Here is a 17572-nt window from a genome sequence, read left to right on the forward strand (position 1 = left end):
CACCCGTCGGATGTGCTGCCCCCGGGGCGACGCGTCTGCGACCACGAGAGGCCACCCCTTGACGCTCGACGCCACCGCTCCTGGCCGCGCACAGTCTCCGCGTGAACGCCAGGTCAGCGAGTTCACCGCTCTCACCCGGACCGTCCAGGAGCTCGGCCTCATGCGCCGTCGCTACGGGTACTACTGGACCAAGTTCTCCGTCCTGCTCGCGCTGCTCGCAGCGACCGGGGTCGCGTTCGTCCTCATCGGCGAGTCCTGGTGGCAGATGGGCATCGCCGCGCTGCTCGCGGTGCTGCTGACGCAGACGGCGTTCCTGGGGCACGACGCCGCGCACCGTCAGATCTTCCGCTCGGGGGGCTGGAACGACTGGGCGAGCCTGGTCGTCGCCAACCTCCTGGGCGGGCTGTCCTACGGCTGGTGGCAGCACAAGCACTCGCGCCACCACGCCAAGCCGAACACCCGCGGCGGCGACCCGGACATGATCAACGGTGTGCTCGTCTGGGAGACCGAGACCCTCACCGAGACCAAGAGCGGGCTGCGCGCGTGGTTCGCCGCGCGCCAGGGATACCTCTTCTTCCCCCTGCTCCTCCTCGAGGGCCTCAACCTGCACGTCTCGGGGATCAAGACGATCTTCGGCCGGGGGCCGGTCAAGCGTCGCACCGTGGAGATCGTGTTCGTCGTGCTCCGCCTCGGTGGATACCTCGCCGCCGTCTTCCTCGTCCTGCCCGTGGGGATGGGCTTCGCCTTCCTCGGCGTCCAGCTCGGCCTGTTCGGGGTGCTCATGGGGGCGTCGTTCGCGCCGAACCACAAGGGCATGCCGACCGTCGCCCCCGACGTCAAGATCGACTTCCTGCGCCGTCAGGTGCTCATGTCCCGCAACATCACAGGTGGCCGCTGGGTCGACGTCGCGATGGGCGGCCTGAACTTCCAGATCGAGCACCACCTCTTCCCGAGCATGCCGCGTCCTTCGCTGCGCAAGGTCCGTCCGATCGTCAAGGAGTTCTGCGCCGAGCGAGGCATCCTGTACACCGAGACGACCCTCGTGGAGTCGTACCGGATCGTCGTCCGCTACCTCAACCGGGTGGGCCTCGCGGCTCGCGACCCGTTCCAGTGCCCCCTCACGGCGCAGTACCGTTCGGTACGCTGACCCTGCGGGCGGTCGACTCCGACGACCCGCGACGGCATCGGGCGACGGGGCCCCACGGCGACGCGCCGACGACTCGGCGCGGCACACGCAGTAGGGGATGATAGAGACGTGAATTCACGGAAGGCCCGATTTGTCCTGGTCGCCACCTCGCTCGCGCTGACGACGTCCCTGCTGGCCGCGTGCGGCGACGGCGACGTGTCGGGCGAGGGGTCCGAGAACCCGACCCAGGACCTGCGTGCCGCGGCGGTGGACCAGATCGCCCCCGTGCTCGTCCTGACCTCGGCCGACCCCGCGGAGCTGGCGCTCACGGCGAGCCAGTCGTTCTTCGAGCAGGCTCCCGTGGTGGTCCTGGCCGACGCGGGCGACCAGACCGCGCAGGATGCCGCCGCCGCCGTCGCGCTCGACCTCCACGCGCCGGTCCTGCTCACGGGCGGGGCGATCGCCGACAGCGGGCTCGCCAAGGAGGTCGAGCGCCTCGGTGCGGTCACCGCGGTGGTCGTGACACCGGACCGGGCGCCGAACGTCGACGCGGCCGGGGTCGTGACCGCTGGGGCGGCTGCCGTGCCTGCGCTGTCGAGCGAGGACCTGGAGCAGGAGGCCGAGAAGTCCGTCGAGGCGATCGACCCCGCCCTCGATGCCGTCACGCTCGACGCGGGCGCTCTCGTCGCGACCGCGGACGGCGGGGCCGAGATCGACGAGAACGACCTGGCCGAGGTGCGTGACCAGCTTCCCGCGACCGCGTCGCCCCGTCTCCTCACGGAGGTCCTGGCGCTGGTCGACGAGGCGCCCGGCCAGACGGCCGCTCTCGCGACGGCGCAGGCCGCCGGGGTGGTCCCGCTGGCGGTGGCCGGGGGCGACCCGCGGGCGACGAGCGCGTCGGTCCAGGCCATGGCCAAGGCCAAGGCGCTGGCCGTCGTCGGCATCGGCGAGTCCTTCGGCTCGGTCGAGGACCTCACGGCCCGCGTGCGCGCGGCGGAGACGGGTGTCGAGCTCGTCGGGGGCGGGCAGCTCGTGTCCGCGGGCAAGCGGTTCGTGGTGCTGCCCTCGACCACGGTCCCGGCGACCCCGGCCAAGGTCGCCGAGATGGTCGGGAAGGCGGCGGCTCGAGCCGAGCCGTACGTCGAGGTCGCGACGGTCTCGGGCGACGCGACGGTGACGGTCCCGACCGTGGAGCTCGTCGTGACCGAGGCCTCGGGAGCCGCAGGCAAGGACGGGAACTACTCGACCGAGCTCGCCGTGGAGGCCGTGCGGCCTGCCGTGCAGGCCGCGCTCGAGGCGGGGCAGCAGGTGCTGCTCGAGATCCAGCCCGGCCGGGCGTCGTTCGTCGACCAGGTCGAGCGGTACCAGGACCTGCTCGCCCTGCCCGGGGTGGGGGTCTCGCTCGACCTCGACGCCCGTCGCGCGGGTGGTGCCGTGAAGAAGGACGGCGAGGTTCCCGCGGAGGAGGTCAACGAGGTCGTCTCGTACCTGGCGGGCTTCGTGAAGGCCAAGGCGCTCCCGCAGAAGTTGGTCGTCGTGCACGCCTCGACGCCGAGGTCGGTGACGAACCTCGGTGCTCTCGCGACGACCGACGACTCGGTCGTCGTCGTGGTGCACTCCGACGTCGCGGGTTCCTACGCCGCGCGCACCAAGGCGTGGGACGCGCTCACGGCTGGTGCGCCGGCGGCGCTGCGGTGGGGGCGGACCGACCTCGTGGGCGAGGTGACGCCCGAGCGGGCGGCGACCACGGAGCCCGTCGCCCCGAGCCCTCTCGTCGTCGTCGTCGAGTAGGTCCCGCGCCCCGTCCGGGCGTGTTCTTGTCCCCGTCGGCCGGGCCGGTTACGGTATGTCGGCCAGTACAGACGAATCGATTCGACAGGGTCGGGTCGAGACAACCACGACGACGAGGTCCCCGATGGTCGCCATCATTCCCCAGCCCCTGCAGGTCGACTCCCCGGCGGGGGGCGATGCGCTCCGGCTCGAAGGGGCTGTCGTCGTCGCCGGTCCCTCCGCCGCCGAGCAGCACGTCGCCGCGTACGCCGCCGAGCTCCTGTCGCGTGCGGCGGGCACGCAGGTGACGGTCGCGGGCTCCCGGCCCGACGGCGCCCCCACGGTCGAGCTGCGTCTCGCCGAGGACGCGGGTCCCGTGGGGTCGACGAGCCCCGAGCGCCACACGCTCGAGGTGTCCGGCGAGGGGGCCGTGCTGACGGCAGCCCAGCCGGTCGGGCTGTTCGACGCCGTGCAGACCCTTCGCCAGCTCGTCACCGAGGGTGAGCGGGGCGCGGAGGTGAGCGCCGTCGTCGTGCACGACGCCCCCCGCTACGCGTGGCGCGGCCTCTCGTTCGACGTGGCCCGCAACTTCTTCCCGCTCGAGCAGCTCGAGCTCGTGATCGACGTCCTCGCGTCGTACAAGCTCAACGTCCTGCACCTGCACCTCACGGACGACCAGGGCTGGCGCATCGAGACGCCGTCGCGCCCCGAGCTCGCGAAGCTCTCGTCCGACACCTCGACGAGCGGCAAGGCCGGGGGGCACCTGAGCCTCGCGGACTTCCGCCGCCTGCAGGACTACGCCGCGGACCGCTTCGTGACCGTCGTCCCCGAGATCGACCTGCCGGGGCACACCAACGCCGCGACCGCGGTCTACGGCGAGCTGCGCGCCGACGGGCAGCGCACCGCGAAGTACGAGGGCATCGAGGTCGGGTTCTCTCAGCTCACGTACGACCTGCCCGCGACCGAGCCCTTCCTGCGGGACGTCCTCGCCGACATCGCCGCGATCACCGACGGCGACTACGTCCACGTCGGTGGCGACGAGGCGCTGACGCTCGGGGACGAGGAGTACGCGAAGTTCATCGCGCTGCTCGAGGAGATCGTGCTGGGCACGGGCAAGAAGGTCATCGCCTGGCAGGAGGCCGCGCAGGCCGACACCCGGCCCGAGACCCTGGTCCAGTACTGGGACACGCGCACCGACGTCGCGCCCTTCCTGGCCGCGGCCGAGCGGGGGTCGCGCTTCATCATGTCTCCCGGCAACCATGCGTACCTCGACATGAAGTACACCGCCGAGTACCCCCTGGGGCAGGACTGGGCAGGCCTCATCGAGCTGCGTACGGCGTACGACTGGGACCCGGCCGAGATCATCCCCGGGCTGCCGGCCGACCAGGTCGAGGGCATCGAGGCCGCGATCTGGACCGAGACCCTGTCGACCCAGGAGGAGCTGTTCGGCATGCTGCTGCCGCGGCTGTCCGCCACCGCAGAGGTCGCCTGGACCGCCCCCGAGCGCAAGGACTGGGAGGACTACCGTCGCCGCGTCGTGAGCGAGGCCGCGACGTGGCGCCGCGAAGGCCTCCCGTTCCACGAGACCCCGCAGGTCGACTGGTCCTAGCAGCCTGCTCCGTGCCGAGCACGTGGTGGGCGTCCAGGATCCTCAGGACCCGGACGCCCACCGCGTGCTCGAGCCATGCCCACCGCATGCTCGGTACCGGGGCCGACGGCCCGGCTAGATCCAGCTCGGCAACCACATGTGCAACCGCCAGAACCACTCGGGGACGTTCATGGCGGTCCAGATCGGGTAGAAGAAGATGCTCATCACCACGATCACGGTCATGAGCGCCGTCACTCCCCAGATCACCCAGCCCCTGGCCGAGGGCCGCCGCTCGGTCCTCTCGAGCAGGACCGTCACGACGTAGACGAGCGCGAGGACCACCCACGGGGTGAACACGATCGCGTAGAACGTGAAGATCGTGCGGTCCGGGTACGCGAACCACGGGAGCCAGCCGGCGACGAGGCCGCTGAGGACGGCAGTCGCCCGCCAGTCCTTGCGCCACACCAGGAGCACGACCGTCGCGACGACCGCGAGGGTGGCCGACCACCACAGGACCGGGTTGCCGAGCGAGGTGATGACGCGCGCGCACTCGTCGTAGCCGCAGCCCGTCACGCCGTCGGAACCGTCGCGGTAGTAGAACGACGTCGGGCGCCACTGGACGAGCCAGCCGATGGGCTTGGAGGCGTACGCGTGCTCGGCGCTGAGACCGGTGTGGAAGTCCCACATCTTCAGGTGGTACTCCCACAGCGACCGCAGCGCCTCGGGGAGCCACTGCACGCCCTCGCCGGGATGCTCCGCGGCCCAGTCCCGCATGTACGCGCTGGGGGAGCGGAACCAGGAGAACCACGTGGCCAGGTAGGTGAGCGCCGCGGTGGGCAGCATGATCAGCGCGGCCGGGACGGCGTCGAGCAGGAGCGCGTCCTCCCACCACCGCTTGATCCCGACGGCGCGGCGCGCGCTCGCGTCCCACAGCACCGACAGCAGCGCGAACACCGCGAGGAAGTACAGGCCCGACCACTTGACCCCGCACGCGAGGCCGAGCGACACGGCCGCCGCGAAGCGCCACCACCGCCACCCGAGCCACGGCCCGTACCGGCCGATCTCCTGGCCCGACTCGAGGAGCGCCCCCACCTTGTCGGCGAGCCGCCGCCTCGCCTGCTCGCGGTCCAGCAGCAGGAAGCCGAACGCGAGGAGCACCCAGAACATGAGGAAGTTGTCGAGCAGCCCGGTGCGCGAGTGCACGATCGCCATGCCGTCGATCGCGAGCAACCCGCCCGCGAGGACGCCCATCGCGGTCGATGCGAACAGGCGGCGTGCGATCCGGGCCAGGAGGAACACGGCGAGCACGCCGATCACCGCCGTCGAGATGCGCCACGACCACGGGTTCTCGGCGCCCCCGAAGAGCTGCATGCCGCCAGCGATCATCCACTTGCCCAGGGGAGGGTGCACCACGTAGTCGGGCACGTTCAGGAACGTGTCGACGTTCCCTGCCTCGAAGGCCGGGTTGGGCTCGTCGGGCCACTTCGCCTCGAACCCGACGCGCAGCAGCGTGTACGCCTGCTTGACGTAGTACGTCTCGTCGAAGACGAGGGTGCCGGGGCGCCCCAGGTCCCACAGCCGCAGCACCGCGGCGAGCAGCGCGACGAGCCCGGGGCCGAGCCAGCCCCACAGCCGGTCCTTCGACGTGGCCCCGAGCGCGAGGCGGCGCGCGCCGAGCAGCGTCAGCAGCAGACGGTCGCGAGCGGGCAGGGCCGGGTCCGGCGTCTCGTCGGTGCCGGCCCGGGGAGCCGGGAACGGGTCGTCGGTCGCGGGAGCGGGGACGGCCGGCGTCGGGTCCGAGGAAGGCTGGGGCACGTCGGCCATCGTAGGACGTGGAACGCTAGGGGGTATGAGCAACGCCCGCCCCGCGCCCGCGCCCACCTTCGAGTCGCCCGTCCCGCTGCCCGACGGCGCCGCACCGGTCCGGGCCGCAGGGCACCCTGCGGAGGTGGGCGAGCAGGCCGGGGGCGAGGCGCTCGGGGCGAGCGACGCCGTCGGGCAGGAGGAGCTCGACGCCCTGGACGACGAGACCTCGGACGAGGCGCTGCCCACCGGGCGCGCCGCCAAGGACGACGGGCACCTCGTCCTGGCTGCGACGCCCATCGGCAACGTCGAGGACGCGAGCCCGCGCCTGCGACGCCTCCTGGCGGAGTCCGCGGTCGTCGCGGCCGAGGACACGCGCCGCCTGCACGCCCTCGCCGCGCGCATGGGCGTGGCGATCGGCGGGCGCGTCGTGAGCTATCACGAGCACAACGAGGTCGAGCGCGCCGACGAGCTGCTCGACGTCGTCGAGGGCGGCGGCACGGTCGTGATCGTGACCGACGCCGGCATGCCGTCCGTCTCGGACCCCGGCTACCGGGTCGTGACGCGGGCCGTCGAGCGCGACCTGCCCATCACCTCTGCCCCCGGCCCGAGCGCGGTGCTGACCGCGCTCGCACTGTCCGGCCTGCCGACCGACCGCTTCTGCTTCGAGGGCTTCCCGCCCCGCAAGCCCGGCGAGCGTGCCCGCACGTTCGAGGCGCTCGCGCGCGAACCGCGGACCATGGTGTTCTTCGAGGCCCCGCACCGGATCGACGACACGCTCGCCGCGATGGCCGAGGGCTTCGGTGCCGACCGGCCCGCGGCGGTGTGCCGCGAGCTGACCAAGACGTACGAGGAGGTGCTGCGCGGCACGCTCGGCGAGCTCGCGGCCGAGGCCGCCGACCGGCAGCTCCGTGGCGAGATCTGCGTCGTCGTGGCCGGGGCCCCCGCGCGGGAGACCGCGTCCGTCGAGGAGCTCGTGGGTGAGGTCCTCGCACGGGTCGGTGCCGGCGAACGTCTCAAGGAGGCGGTCGCCGAGGTCGCGACCGCCGCGGGAGTGCCCAAGCGCGACCTGTACGCGGCGGCGCTCGCGGCGCGCAGGTAGGCGTGCCAGGGCGAGCGTGAGCCCGAGGCCACGCTCGCCCTGGCAGGTGGTCCTACGCGTCGGCCGAGCGCACCAGCGCGACGCCGGCCGCAGCGAGCTCGACCCGGGCCGCCTCGCCGAGCTCGGCAGAGACGGGGACCGTGAGGTCCGTCAGGACCCGGGTCGCGAGCCCCAGCGCGTGCGCGTCGAGCGCCGTCGCGCGCACGCAGTGCGACTCCGCGATCCCGACGACGTCGGCCGAGGAGACCCCGGCCTCACGGAGGATCTGCGCGAGGGGGCGGCCCTCGCCGTCGACCCCCTCGAAGCCCGAGTACGCCGCCTGGTACTCGCCCTTCTTGACGCTCACGTCGGGCGCGAGGTCCGCGAGGGCCGGGTGCAGCTCCGCGTTGGGCGTGCCCGCGAGGCCGTGCGGGGGCCACGTGTCCACGAAGTCGGGAACCTCGGGGGCCGTCGCGAAGTGTCGCCCCGGGTCGACGTGCCAGTCCTGGGTCGTCACCACGAGGTCGTAGCCCGCGCGGTGCTCGGCGGCGAAGACCGCGATGGCCTGGGCGACCGCGTCGCCGCCCTCGACCGCGAGCTCACCGCCCTCGCAGAACGTGGGCTGGACGTCGACGACGATCAGGGCACGGCCCGTGGCCGGGGTGTCGGTGCTGGTCATGCCACCACTCTGCCACCGCCCGGCGGGGCGGGGAACGCCCGGGGGCGTCCGGGTGCTCGGCGCCGGGTGCAGGGGTGCGGGATCGGCGTCGGCGTCGACGGCAGGCGTTGGTGGCGCGCGGCGCGCCCGTCGTTCGTAGGCTGGGTCGAGATCCGCCGGCGGACCTCGTCGGGCGGCCGAGCGAAGGAGCCCGAGGATGAGCACCACAGGCGCGACCGACCGCCCGAGCCCGACCGAGCACGCCGACCGGCCGGCGCAGGCTCCGCCCGTGGGAGCCGCGCCGGGGGAGCGGCCGGTCGGGTACTGGCTCAAGCTCGTCGACCGGCTGATCGACCAGAGCCTCGACGACGTCTTCCTGCGCACCGGCCTCACCCGACGCCACTGGCAGGTCCTCAACATGATCCGCGACGGCGTCTCGGACGCCACGACCGTCGACAGCGTCCTCTCGCCGTTCGCGGCCGTGGGCGGAGCCGGCGCCGCGGGGCAGGCGGCCGGCGTCAGCGCCGAGATCTCCGACCTGCAGACCCGAGGCTGGATCGCGCAGGGAGGAACGGGCTGGGAGGTGACGGTCGCGGGGCAGCACGCCTACCACGACCTGCTCGACGCCGTCTCGATCACGCGCGAGAGGCTCGCCGAAGGCATCACCCGTGAGCAGTACGACCGGACGATCGCGACGCTCGAGCAGATGGCCCGCAACCTCGGGTGGGCGCCGGGGGCCTGAGCTGGGGGCGGTGCCGCCCCCGCGGACCTCGGGGCCAGACGGTCGACGGCGCTCGGGCCGCCCCTGCGGGCGACGGCGGCGGCGTGCACCGACCGCGTACCCTGACGGCGCGAGAGGAGTCGGCCCGGGACCAGCCCTGCCGGACGGCGCCGCTCGCCCCCGCAGCCCGGGTGGCCCTGCCGCCCGGGAGGCCCGCCTCCCACGAGACACCGAGGACCGACGAACACATGCGTCATGACGAGGCCCTTCGCGCCGTCCAGGACCCGGCCGCCCCGCCCGCCGTGCTCGCCCAGGTCGCGGCCGAGCACCCCGACCTGCGCCCGCACGTCGCCGTGCACCCTGGCGCCTACCCCGACCTGCTCTCCTGGCTCGCGGCCTGGGGCGACCCGGCGGTCGACGCGGCCCTCGCGGCTCGTGGGCAGGAGAGGGCCGACCCGCCCCGGTTCGCCTCGCCCTACCCGCCACGCACCGTCGCGGGTCCGGCGGATGCCAGGCAGCCGTACGCGCCCCACGTCGGCGCGGCGTACCCGACCGCACCACGTCCCGCCGGGACGTACCCGGGCGGGGTGGCCTACGCCGTCGGGCCGCAGGTCGCCGCAGCCCACGGTCCGCAGCCCTCCGCCCCGCGGCGGGCCCGCGTGACCCTGCTCGCGGTGCTCGCCGGCCTGGTCCTGGTGCTCCTCGTGGCGCTCGTCGTGTTCCTGGCCGCGACCGGCGGGACCCCGTCGGCCGCACCCGCGGCCCCGACCGAGCAGGGGCAGGGCGCCTCGCCCGGCACGTCGCCGGCGCCCGAGGAGGGCTCCGCGGCGGACGCGCCCGCGAACGCCACGCCCGACCACGGCCTCCTCGCCGGGGCGGGCGACCCGGCGGCCCCGGTGACGATCGAGGTCTACGTCGACTACATGTGCCCCGTCTGCGGGCACTTCGAGGAGATCAACGGCCCGGGGCTCGCGGCCCTGCGGGAGGCGGGGAGCGTCCGCGTGGTCGTCCACCCCGTCGCGATCCTCGACCGGTACTCCCAGGGGTCGCAGTACTCGACGCGCGCGGCCGCCGCGGCAGCCCTCGTGGCCGACCGGGCCCCCGACGCGTTCCAGGACTTCCACGCCGGACTGCTCGCGGGACAGCCGCAGGAGGGGACCGCCGGGCTGAGCGACGAGCAGATCGCGGACGTCGCCCGCGCGGCGGGAGCGCCCGGCGACGTCGTCGCCGAGATCGCGGACGGGGGTGCGTCCCGGTTCGCGGGCTGGGTCGCCGCGGCGACCGGCGCCGCGACGGGCGACCCGGCCCTGGAGGGCCCGCGGGGCTTCGGCACGCCGACCGTCGTGATCGACGGCGAGCGGTGGGACGGGGACTGGACCGACCCGCAGGCGCTCCCGCGGGCGGTCGAGGGCGAGCCCGTCTGAGCAGGTCGTCCGACCCTGCGGACCGGGCGGCGCCGCTGCGCGGGGCAGGCGTACCCTGCACTGCATGCCACGCGAGATGGAGTTCCGCCGGATCCCCGGCCTGCCCCCGTACGTCTTCACGATCATCGACTCGCTCAAGCTCGAGGCACGCCGTGCAGGGCGCGACGTGATCGACCTGGGCTTCGGCAACCCCGACCTGCCGAGCCCGCAGGTCGCGGTCGACAAGCTCGCGGAGGCGGTCCACAACACGCGCAACCACCGCTACTCGGCGTCGCGCGGCATCCCCAAGCTGCGGCAGGCGGCGGCGGACATGTACCAGCGCAGGTTCGGCGTGACGCTCGACCCGGACACCGAGATCATCTCGACGATCGGCGCCAAGGAGGGGTTCAGCCACCTCATGTGGGTGCTGCTGCAGCCCGGCGACGCCGCGATCGTGCCGACGCCCAGCTACCCCATCCACATCTGGGGGCCCTACTTCGCGGGGGCGGACGCCCGTCAGGTCGCGATCGGTGACGGCACGGACGCCTCGGGGTACATCGACCGCGTGATGGAGTCGTGGGAGTACGGGTGGCCCAAGGCCCGGGTCGTCGTGCTCTCGTTCCCGCACAACCCCACGACGACGATCGCGACCAAGGAGGACCTGCAGCGCCTGGTCGACTGGGCGCGCGAGCGCGACGTCGTCCTGGTGCACGACCTCGCGTACGCCGACATGACGTTCGACGGCTGGCGCCCGCCGTCGATCATGGAGTGCGACGGCGCCAAGGAGGTCGCGGTCGAGCTCTACTCGATGACCAAGTCGTACTCGATGGCCGGCTGGCGCGTGGCGTTCCTCGTCGGGAGGCCGGACGTCGTGGGGGCGCTCGCGAAGCTCAAGTCGTACCTCGACTACGGCACGTTCCAACCCATCCAGATCGCGGCGACCGTGACGCTCAACGAGGCGCTCGACTTCCCGACCGAGGTCTCGGCAGTCTACGAGTCGCGTCGCAACACGCTGTGCGACGGGCTCGACCGCATCGGGTGGGACATCCACCGGCCCAAGGGCACCATGTTCGCGTGGGCGCGCATCCCCGAGCCGTACCGCGAGATGGGGTCGATCGAGTTCGCGACGCACGTCATCGAGGAGTGCGACGTCGCGGTCTCGCCGGGCGTGGGCTTCGGTCCGGGCGGGGACGGGTTCGTGCGGTTCGCGCTCATCGAGAACGAGCAGCGTACGGGGCAGGCGATCCGCAACCTCAAGAAGGGCCTGACGCGGCTGCAGTAGCGCCACGCCCGACGACGGAGCGCACCCGCGCGGACGGGTGCGCTCCGCCGTCGGGTGGGAGGGGGCGTCCCCGGGCGGCCGAGCCCGACGACTGCGACGATGGCTGCGACGACGAGGTCGAGGGGCCCGGGAGGTGACGATGCGCGCGAGACGAATCACCGCCGTGCTCGTCGCGACCACCCTCGCGGCCGTCACCGCCTGTTCGGACGGGAGCGTCGAGGAGCCCGGGCCGACCGCGGCCACGACGTCCCCGGCGACCGGCGGCTCGCCGTCGACCCCTGGTACCGCGGCGCTCGGCGTGGTCCCGTCGGTCTCCGCGACCGCGACCTCGCTGATCGACGACCTGCCCTCGCCCTGGGGCCTCGCGGCGCTCCCGGACCTGCGGGTGCTCAGCACGTCGCGCGACGAGGGGACTGTGAGCGTCCTGGACCCGGGCGCCGGGACCGCGATCTCCGTCACGGGCCCAGGGGCCGACGAGCTGGCGTCGGGGACCGACCACGGGGGCGAGGGCGGGCTGCTGGGCGTCGCGGTCTCGCCGACCTTCGCGACCGACGGGACGGTCGTGGTCTACCGGACCGGCGCGGCCGGCAACGAGGTGCTGCGCGGCACCCTCGACCCCGGTACGGCCGTCCTGGGTGACCTGACGACGGTCGTGGACGGCATCCCGAAGGCGAGCAACCACGACGGCGGCCAGGTCGCGTTCGGGCCGGACGGCTTCCTGTACGTCGCGACGGGTGACGCGACCGAGTCGGGGGCCGCGCAGGACCCGGACTCGCTCGCGGGCAAGATCCTGCGGGTCACGCTCGACGGCCAGGCGGCGCCGGGCAACCCGGGAGGCTCTCGCGTGTGGAGCCTGGGCCACCGCAACGTCCAAGGCCTCGGCTGGGACGCGACGGGGCGGATGTTCGCGAGCGAGTTCGGGCAGAACACCCTCGACGAGGTCAACGTGATCGTCCCGGGCGGGAACTACGGGTGGCCCGAGCGCGAAGGAACGCTCGGTGACGCCACCGCCTCCGACGGCACGCCCTTCGTCGACCCCGTCGCGACCTGGCCCACCTCGGACGCGAGCCCGAGCGGCCTCGCGGTCCTGCGCGACGGGGTGTACGTCGCGGGGCTGCGGGGCGAGCGGCTGTGGCGCATCCCGTTCGCGTGGGCCCCGGACCAGTCGCCCGACGGCGGAGGCTCGCCCGCGGCGTTCGGCGAGCCGCAGGCGTTGCTCACGGGGGAGTGGGGGCGGCTGCGTGCCGTGGTGCCGTTCCCCTCCGGGGCCGCGGACCCGGACCGGCCGTGGGCGCTGCTCGTCCTGACGAACGAGACGGACGGTCGCGGGAGCCCGTCCGCGGGCGACGACCACCTGCTGCGGGTCGACCTCGCGACGGGCTGAGCGGTGCGCTTCGCCGTCGGCGGGTGGGGACGGCACCCTCGGCGAGCTCGGGCGTCACCGTCGGCGTCGTCCTCGGACAGCGGTGCGGCGCCAGGTCCGGGCCAACTACGATGAGGACCATGCCTGACGCAGCCCCGGAGACCTTCTATCTCACGACCCCGATCTACTACGTGAACGACGCCCCGCACATCGGGCACGCGTACACGACGGTCGCGGCCGACGTCGTCACCCGCTGGCACCGCCAGCGCCAGGAGCCGGTCTGGTTCCTGACGGGGACGGACGAGCACGGTCAGAAGGTCATGCGCACGGCCGAGTCGAACGGCGTGACCCCCCAGGAGTGGGCGGACCGCCTGGTCGAGAGCTCCTGGAAGCCCGTCCTGCACACGCTCGACGCGCTCAACGACGACTTCATCCGCACGACCCAGCCCCGCCACACCGAGCGTGTACAGGCGTTCATCCAGGACCTGTACAACAAGGGCGAGATCTACGCAGGCTCGTACGAGGGCCCGTACTGCGTGGGCTGCGAGGAGTACAAGCTCCCGGGCGACCTGGTCGACGGCACGGGCGAGCACGAGGGCCAGAAGCTCTGCCCCATCCACGGCAAGCCCGTCGAGATGCTCTCGGAGCAGAACTACTTCTTCAAGATGAGCGCCTACCAGGACCGCCTGCTCGCGCTCTACGAGGCGCACCCCGAGTTCGTCCAGCCGGCCAGCGCCCGCAACGAGGTGCTCGCGTTCGTCAAGGGCGGGCTGCAGGACCTGTCGATCTCGCGCAACACGTTCGACTGGGGCATCCCGATCCCGTGGGACACCACGCACGTGCTCTACGTGTGGTTCGACGCGCTGCTCAACTACGCGACCGCCGTCGGGCTGGACAGCGACGACCCCGAGCAGCAGGCGAAGTTCGCGGCGACGTGGCCCGCGAGCGTGCACCTCGTCGGCAAGGACATCCTGCGCTTCCACGCGGTGATCTGGCCCGCGATGCTCATGGCTGCTGGGCTGCCGCTGCCCAAGACCGTCTTCGCGCACGGCTGGCTCCTGGTCGGCGGCGAGAAGATGAGCAAGTCGAAGCTCACGGGCATCGCGCCGAGCCAGATCATCGACCACTTCGGGTCCGACGCGTTCCGCTACTACTTCATGCGTGCCATCGCGTTCGGCCAGGACGGGTCGTTCTCGTGGGAGGACCTCTCGGCCCGCTACAACGCGGAGCTCGCGAACGGGTTCGGCAACCTGGCCTCGCGCGTCGCGGCCATGGTCGGCAAGTACTACGGCGGCGTCCTCCCGCAGGCGGGCCCCGCGGGCCCGGCCGAGGAGGCGCTCGAGCAGGTCGCCGCGCAGGCGGTCGCGGCCGCCGAGAAGGCGATCGACGCGCTCGCGATCCACGAGGCCATCAATGCGGTGTGGACGCTCGTCGACGCCACGAACCTGTACCTCACGGAACAGGAGCCGTGGAAGGTCGCGAAGCTCGACGACGAGAAGCTGCCCGACGGCGGAGCCGCCGAGGAGGGCCGTCTCGCCACGATCCTCGTCACGGCCGCCGAGGCGCTGCGCTCGCTCGCCGTCCTGCTCCACCCGATCACCCCGAAGGCCGCCCAGGCGCTCTGGGAGACGCTCGGCGCCGAGGCTCCGCTCGGCGCGCTCGCGGTCCAGCCGGTCGACGGCGCCGCTCGCTTCGGTGCGCTGCCCGCCGGGACCACGGTCACCAAGGGCGCGTCGCTGTTCCCGCGCCTCGAGGACCCGGTCGTCGAGGGAGCCTGACCGTGGCGCGCAGGCGCGAGCGCGGGTGGCCGCCGGCCCCCGAGGCGCTGCCGCTGCCCGTGGTCGACGACCACACGCACCTCGAGTCGATCGCGGGCGTCCTGCCCGACGTCGACGAGGAGGGGCGACCGGTCCCCGTCCCGACGGTCGAGCAGCACGTCGAGGACGCGGCCCGGGTCGGTGTGGACCGGATGGTGCAGGTCGGCTGCGACCTGCCCTCGGCCCGGCTGACGGACGTCCTGGTGCGCGAGCACCGGGCCCTCCTCGGCGCGATCGCGATCCACCCGAACGAGGCGACCCTGCACGCAGGCGTCACGGAGGTGGGGCCCGACGGTCTGACGCCGACGCCCGAGGCGCGCCACGCCGTCGGGCTCGACGACGCGATCGCGGAGATCGCCACGCTCGCGCGCGGCAACGACCGCATCCGCGCGATCGGCGAGACGGGCATGGACCTGTTCCGCACGGGTCCGCAGGGAGCTGCGGTCCAGCGCGAGTCGTTCCGGGCGCACGTCGCGCTCGCGAAGGAGCTCGGGCTCCCGCTCCAGATCCACGACCGGGACGCGCACGCCGAGGTCATCGAGGTGCTCCTCGCCGACGGCGCCCCGGAACGGACGGTCTTCCACTGCTTCTCGGGCGACGTCGAGATGGCCCGGCTGTGCGCGGCGCGCGGCTGGTACCTGTCGTTCGCGGGCCCCGTGACGTTCGGCGCGAACGACGAGCTGCGTGCCGCCCTGGCCGCCGTGCCCCTGGGCCAGGTGCTGGTCGAGACCGACGCGCCCTACCTGACGCCGCACCCCTATCGCGGACGTCCCAACGCCCCGTACCTCCTGCCGCACACGGTGCGCAAGGTCGCCGAGGTGACGGGTACGCCGCTCGTCGACGTCTGCACGCAGCTCAGCGACACCGCGGAGCAGGTCTACGGCCCCTGGTGAGCCGGGGCCGGCGCGGGAGGCGACGCACGGCCGGTGCGCCGCCCGCGACGCGCCGGACGGACTTCCCCCCGAGGTCACGTATCCATTACGGTCTGCATGTCCGTGATGCCCGGTGCATCGCGGGCAGGGACGCGAGAAGAACGGATGGTTCACGTGGTCGGTCGCGCGGGCGCTCTCAGGGACTCCTTGACGGGCAGGCGGCGACTCGTCGCGCAGGCGGCGATCCTTGCGACCGTGGTCGGTGCGACCGGCGTCTTCGCCCTCGCCCAGAAGTCCGTGACGATCGACCTCGACGGTGAGGTCCGCACCGTGAGCGCCTACGGTTCCACGGTCGGCGAGCTGCTGGCGTTCCAGGACGTGGCGGTCAAGGACGGCGACCTCGTCGAGCCGGCGATCACGGCCGCCGCGAGCGACGGAGGCACGATCGTCGTGCGGACGAGCCGCGAGGTCTCGCTGGAGCTCGACGGCGAGCCGCAGACCTTCGTGACGACCGCGAGCACGGTGGGCGAGCTGATCAGCGCCCTCGGCCCGCGCGCCGAGGGGGCCAAGACGTCGGCCTCGCGCTCCCAGTCGATCGGACGAGAGCAGATCCGCGTCTCGACGCTCAAGACCGTCCATGTCGCGGTCGACGGCGGGATCGTCTCCGCCACCACGGCGGAGGCCTCGGTCCAGGAGGTCCTCGACCACGCGGGGATCGTGCTGTCGGAGGGGGACGCGGTGTCGGTCCCGCTCGGGGCGGCGGCGGTCGACGGCATGCTCGTCCTCGTCACCCGGGCGGCGCAGGGGGCGGCGACGGTCACGGAGTCGCTGCCCTTCGCCACGGAAGAGGTCAAGGACCCCTATCTCCCGCAGGGGCAGCGCAACGTCAGGACGTCCGGCAAGGTCGGCGAGGCGGTCACGACGTACGAGATCCAGACGGTCGGCGGGGCCGAGGTCTCGAGGACGGTGCTCGAACGGACGGTCACCCGCGAGCCGCGCACCGAGGTCGTCGTGGTCGGCACGCTCGACCCGTCGACGATCAAGGTCGACCCAGGATCCTCTAAGGCGATCGCCAAGTCTCTCGCGGCCCAGCGAGGGTGGGGGGACGATCAGTTCGCGTGCCTCGACCTGCTGTGGATGAAGGAGAGCAAGTGGAACGCGACCGCGGAGAACCGCTCGAGCGGTGCCTACGGCATTCCGCAGGCCCTTCCCGGTTCCAAGATGGCCAGCGCGGGAGCCGACTGGCGGACCAACCCGGCGACCCAGATCACCTGGGGTCTGGGGTACATCGAGGGTCGCTACGGCACACCGTGCGGGGCGTGGAGCCACTCGCAGGCCAAGGGCTGGTACTGAGCCCTCCGTCGCCCGCGTCCGGGACCCGGTGACCGGGTCGGCGATGTGTCCTCGCTCTCCGGGACCTGTGAAGGTTTCACCCCTGGAGCGCGTATCACGCCCGTGACAAACGCGGAGGAAAGCGGACAGAACCGCATCGGGGAGCGTGTCGCACGGTTGGCAGCGGATAACGGATCGGTTACGGTCAACTGTCGCGCGCTGCTGCCCGTCCTGCGCTCACCCGCTCATCGCCGGGTGCGTCACCCGCTCATCGCCGGGTGCCCAGGACCGGAGGGTGCGCGTCCTGCTGTGGTCCTGAGCATCGGGCCGTCGGCGGAAAACGACAGCCGGATCGGTCGTTTCGGAACCAGCGGTGGGACGCCCTCGGGTGACCCGCGCCGACGCTCCTTCGAGCGCCGGGACCGCCGGTGGCGCACCGCGCCGCCCGAACTCCGTGCCCGGGAGGCTCGACGACTGGACTCGAGTGAAGAACCCCCTGAACCGGACCGCGCACGCGGCCAGCGCCACTGCCCCCGTTTCTTCGACTTCTGATGGTGTCGAGGCTGAGGCCTCCGCCACTTCTCCTGCTGTGCGGCGTCGCCGTTGGCCCTTGATCGCCGGTGCGACTGCTGTTGCGCTCGTGGCGACCGGTGCGGTCGCTTACGGTTCCGCGAAGAAGACCGTCGAGCTCGATGTCGACGGTGAGATCACCACGGTGAGCACGTTCGCCGGTTCGGTCGAGGGTCTCCTGGCCGA

At 73.0% G+C, this 17572-nt stretch carries 14 protein-coding genes; 12 read left to right on the plus strand and 2 right to left on the minus strand.

Going from position 1 to position 17572, the window contains the following annotated elements:
* Nucleotides 1-58: 58 nt before the first annotated feature.
* The 3 genes from ACFVQ3_RS17115 to ACFVQ3_RS17125 all read left to right on the plus strand — a co-directional run bounded on the left by ACFVQ3_RS17115 (nt 59) and on the right by ACFVQ3_RS17125 (nt 4505).
* Nucleotides 59-1147 (plus strand): fatty acid desaturase family protein, encoded by a 1089-nt coding sequence (locus ACFVQ3_RS17115; RefSeq protein ID WP_387641566.1) that lies wholly within the window; start codon nt 59-61, stop codon nt 1145-1147.
* 108 nt (nt 1148-1255) lie between these two features.
* Nucleotides 1256-2917, plus strand: coding sequence for a hypothetical protein (locus tag ACFVQ3_RS17120; RefSeq protein WP_387641569.1), 1662 nt, complete (start codon nt 1256-1258; stop codon nt 2915-2917).
* A gap of 124 nt (nt 2918-3041) precedes the next feature.
* Nucleotides 3042-4505: a family 20 glycosylhydrolase gene (locus tag ACFVQ3_RS17125; protein ID WP_387641571.1), complete on the plus strand. Its 1464-nt coding sequence runs from the start codon at nt 3042-3044 to the stop codon at nt 4503-4505.
* 114 nt (nt 4506-4619) lie between these two features.
* Here ACFVQ3_RS17125 and ACFVQ3_RS17130 read toward each other — a convergent pair whose 3' ends face one another.
* A complete protein-coding gene (locus ACFVQ3_RS17130) occupies nt 4620-6308 on the minus strand; it encodes a phospholipid carrier-dependent glycosyltransferase (protein WP_387641574.1) in 1689 nt (562 codons plus the stop codon).
* Nucleotides 6309-6333: 25 nt separating this feature from the next.
* Here ACFVQ3_RS17130 and rsmI point away from each other — a divergent pair, with 25 nt between their 5' ends.
* Nucleotides 6334-7389, plus strand: a complete 1056-nt coding sequence (gene rsmI / locus ACFVQ3_RS17135) for a 16S rRNA (cytidine(1402)-2'-O)-methyltransferase (RefSeq protein WP_387641577.1) — start codon at nt 6334-6336, stop codon at nt 7387-7389.
* Between the two features lie 52 nt (nt 7390-7441).
* On the opposite strand, the gene ACFVQ3_RS17140 is transcribed toward rsmI, so the two are convergent.
* Entirely contained in the window at nt 7442-8047 is a 606-nt protein-coding gene (locus tag ACFVQ3_RS17140; RefSeq protein ID WP_387641580.1) for an isochorismatase family protein, read from the minus strand.
* Nucleotides 8048-8243: 196 nt separating this feature from the next.
* Here ACFVQ3_RS17140 and ACFVQ3_RS17145 point away from each other — a divergent pair, with 196 nt between their 5' ends.
* From ACFVQ3_RS17145 to ACFVQ3_RS17180, 8 genes are all read left to right on the plus strand, one after another.
* Entirely contained in the window at nt 8244-8768 is a 525-nt protein-coding gene (locus ACFVQ3_RS17145) for a hypothetical protein (protein WP_387641583.1), read from the plus strand.
* Between the two features lie 227 nt (nt 8769-8995).
* Nucleotides 8996-10171 (plus strand): thioredoxin domain-containing protein, encoded by a 1176-nt coding sequence (locus ACFVQ3_RS17150; protein ID WP_387641585.1) that lies wholly within the window; start codon nt 8996-8998, stop codon nt 10169-10171.
* Between the two features lie 64 nt (nt 10172-10235).
* On the plus strand, nt 10236-11432 hold the full coding sequence (locus ACFVQ3_RS17155; protein ID WP_387641587.1) for an aminotransferase class I/II-fold pyridoxal phosphate-dependent enzyme: 1197 nt from the start codon (nt 10236-10238) through the stop codon (nt 11430-11432).
* A gap of 139 nt (nt 11433-11571) precedes the next feature.
* The gene (locus ACFVQ3_RS17160; protein ID WP_387641590.1) at nt 11572-12816 is read left to right on the plus strand and encodes a PQQ-dependent sugar dehydrogenase; all 1245 of its coding nucleotides are present in this window, start codon (nt 11572-11574) and stop codon (nt 12814-12816) included.
* A 119-nt stretch (nt 12817-12935) separates the two neighbouring features.
* Nucleotides 12936-14573, plus strand: a complete 1638-nt coding sequence (gene metG, locus ACFVQ3_RS17165; RefSeq protein WP_387641593.1) for a methionine--tRNA ligase — start codon at nt 12936-12938, stop codon at nt 14571-14573.
* Between the two features lie 2 nt (nt 14574-14575).
* Entirely contained in the window at nt 14576-15505 is a 930-nt protein-coding gene (locus ACFVQ3_RS17170) for a TatD family hydrolase (protein WP_387641596.1), read from the plus strand.
* 144 nt (nt 15506-15649) lie between these two features.
* The gene (locus tag ACFVQ3_RS17175; protein WP_387641599.1) at nt 15650-16837 is read left to right on the plus strand and encodes a ubiquitin-like domain-containing protein; all 1188 of its coding nucleotides are present in this window, start codon (nt 15650-15652) and stop codon (nt 16835-16837) included.
* Between the two features lie 463 nt (nt 16838-17300).
* Nucleotides 17301-17572: ubiquitin-like domain-containing protein (locus ACFVQ3_RS17180; RefSeq protein ID WP_387641602.1), on the plus strand; the 272-nt coding region annotated here is incomplete at its 3' end.

It is taken from the genome of Oerskovia sp. NPDC057915 (genome assembly GCF_042887685.1).
Taxonomy (GTDB): Bacteria; Actinomycetota; Actinomycetes; order Actinomycetales; family Cellulomonadaceae; genus Oerskovia.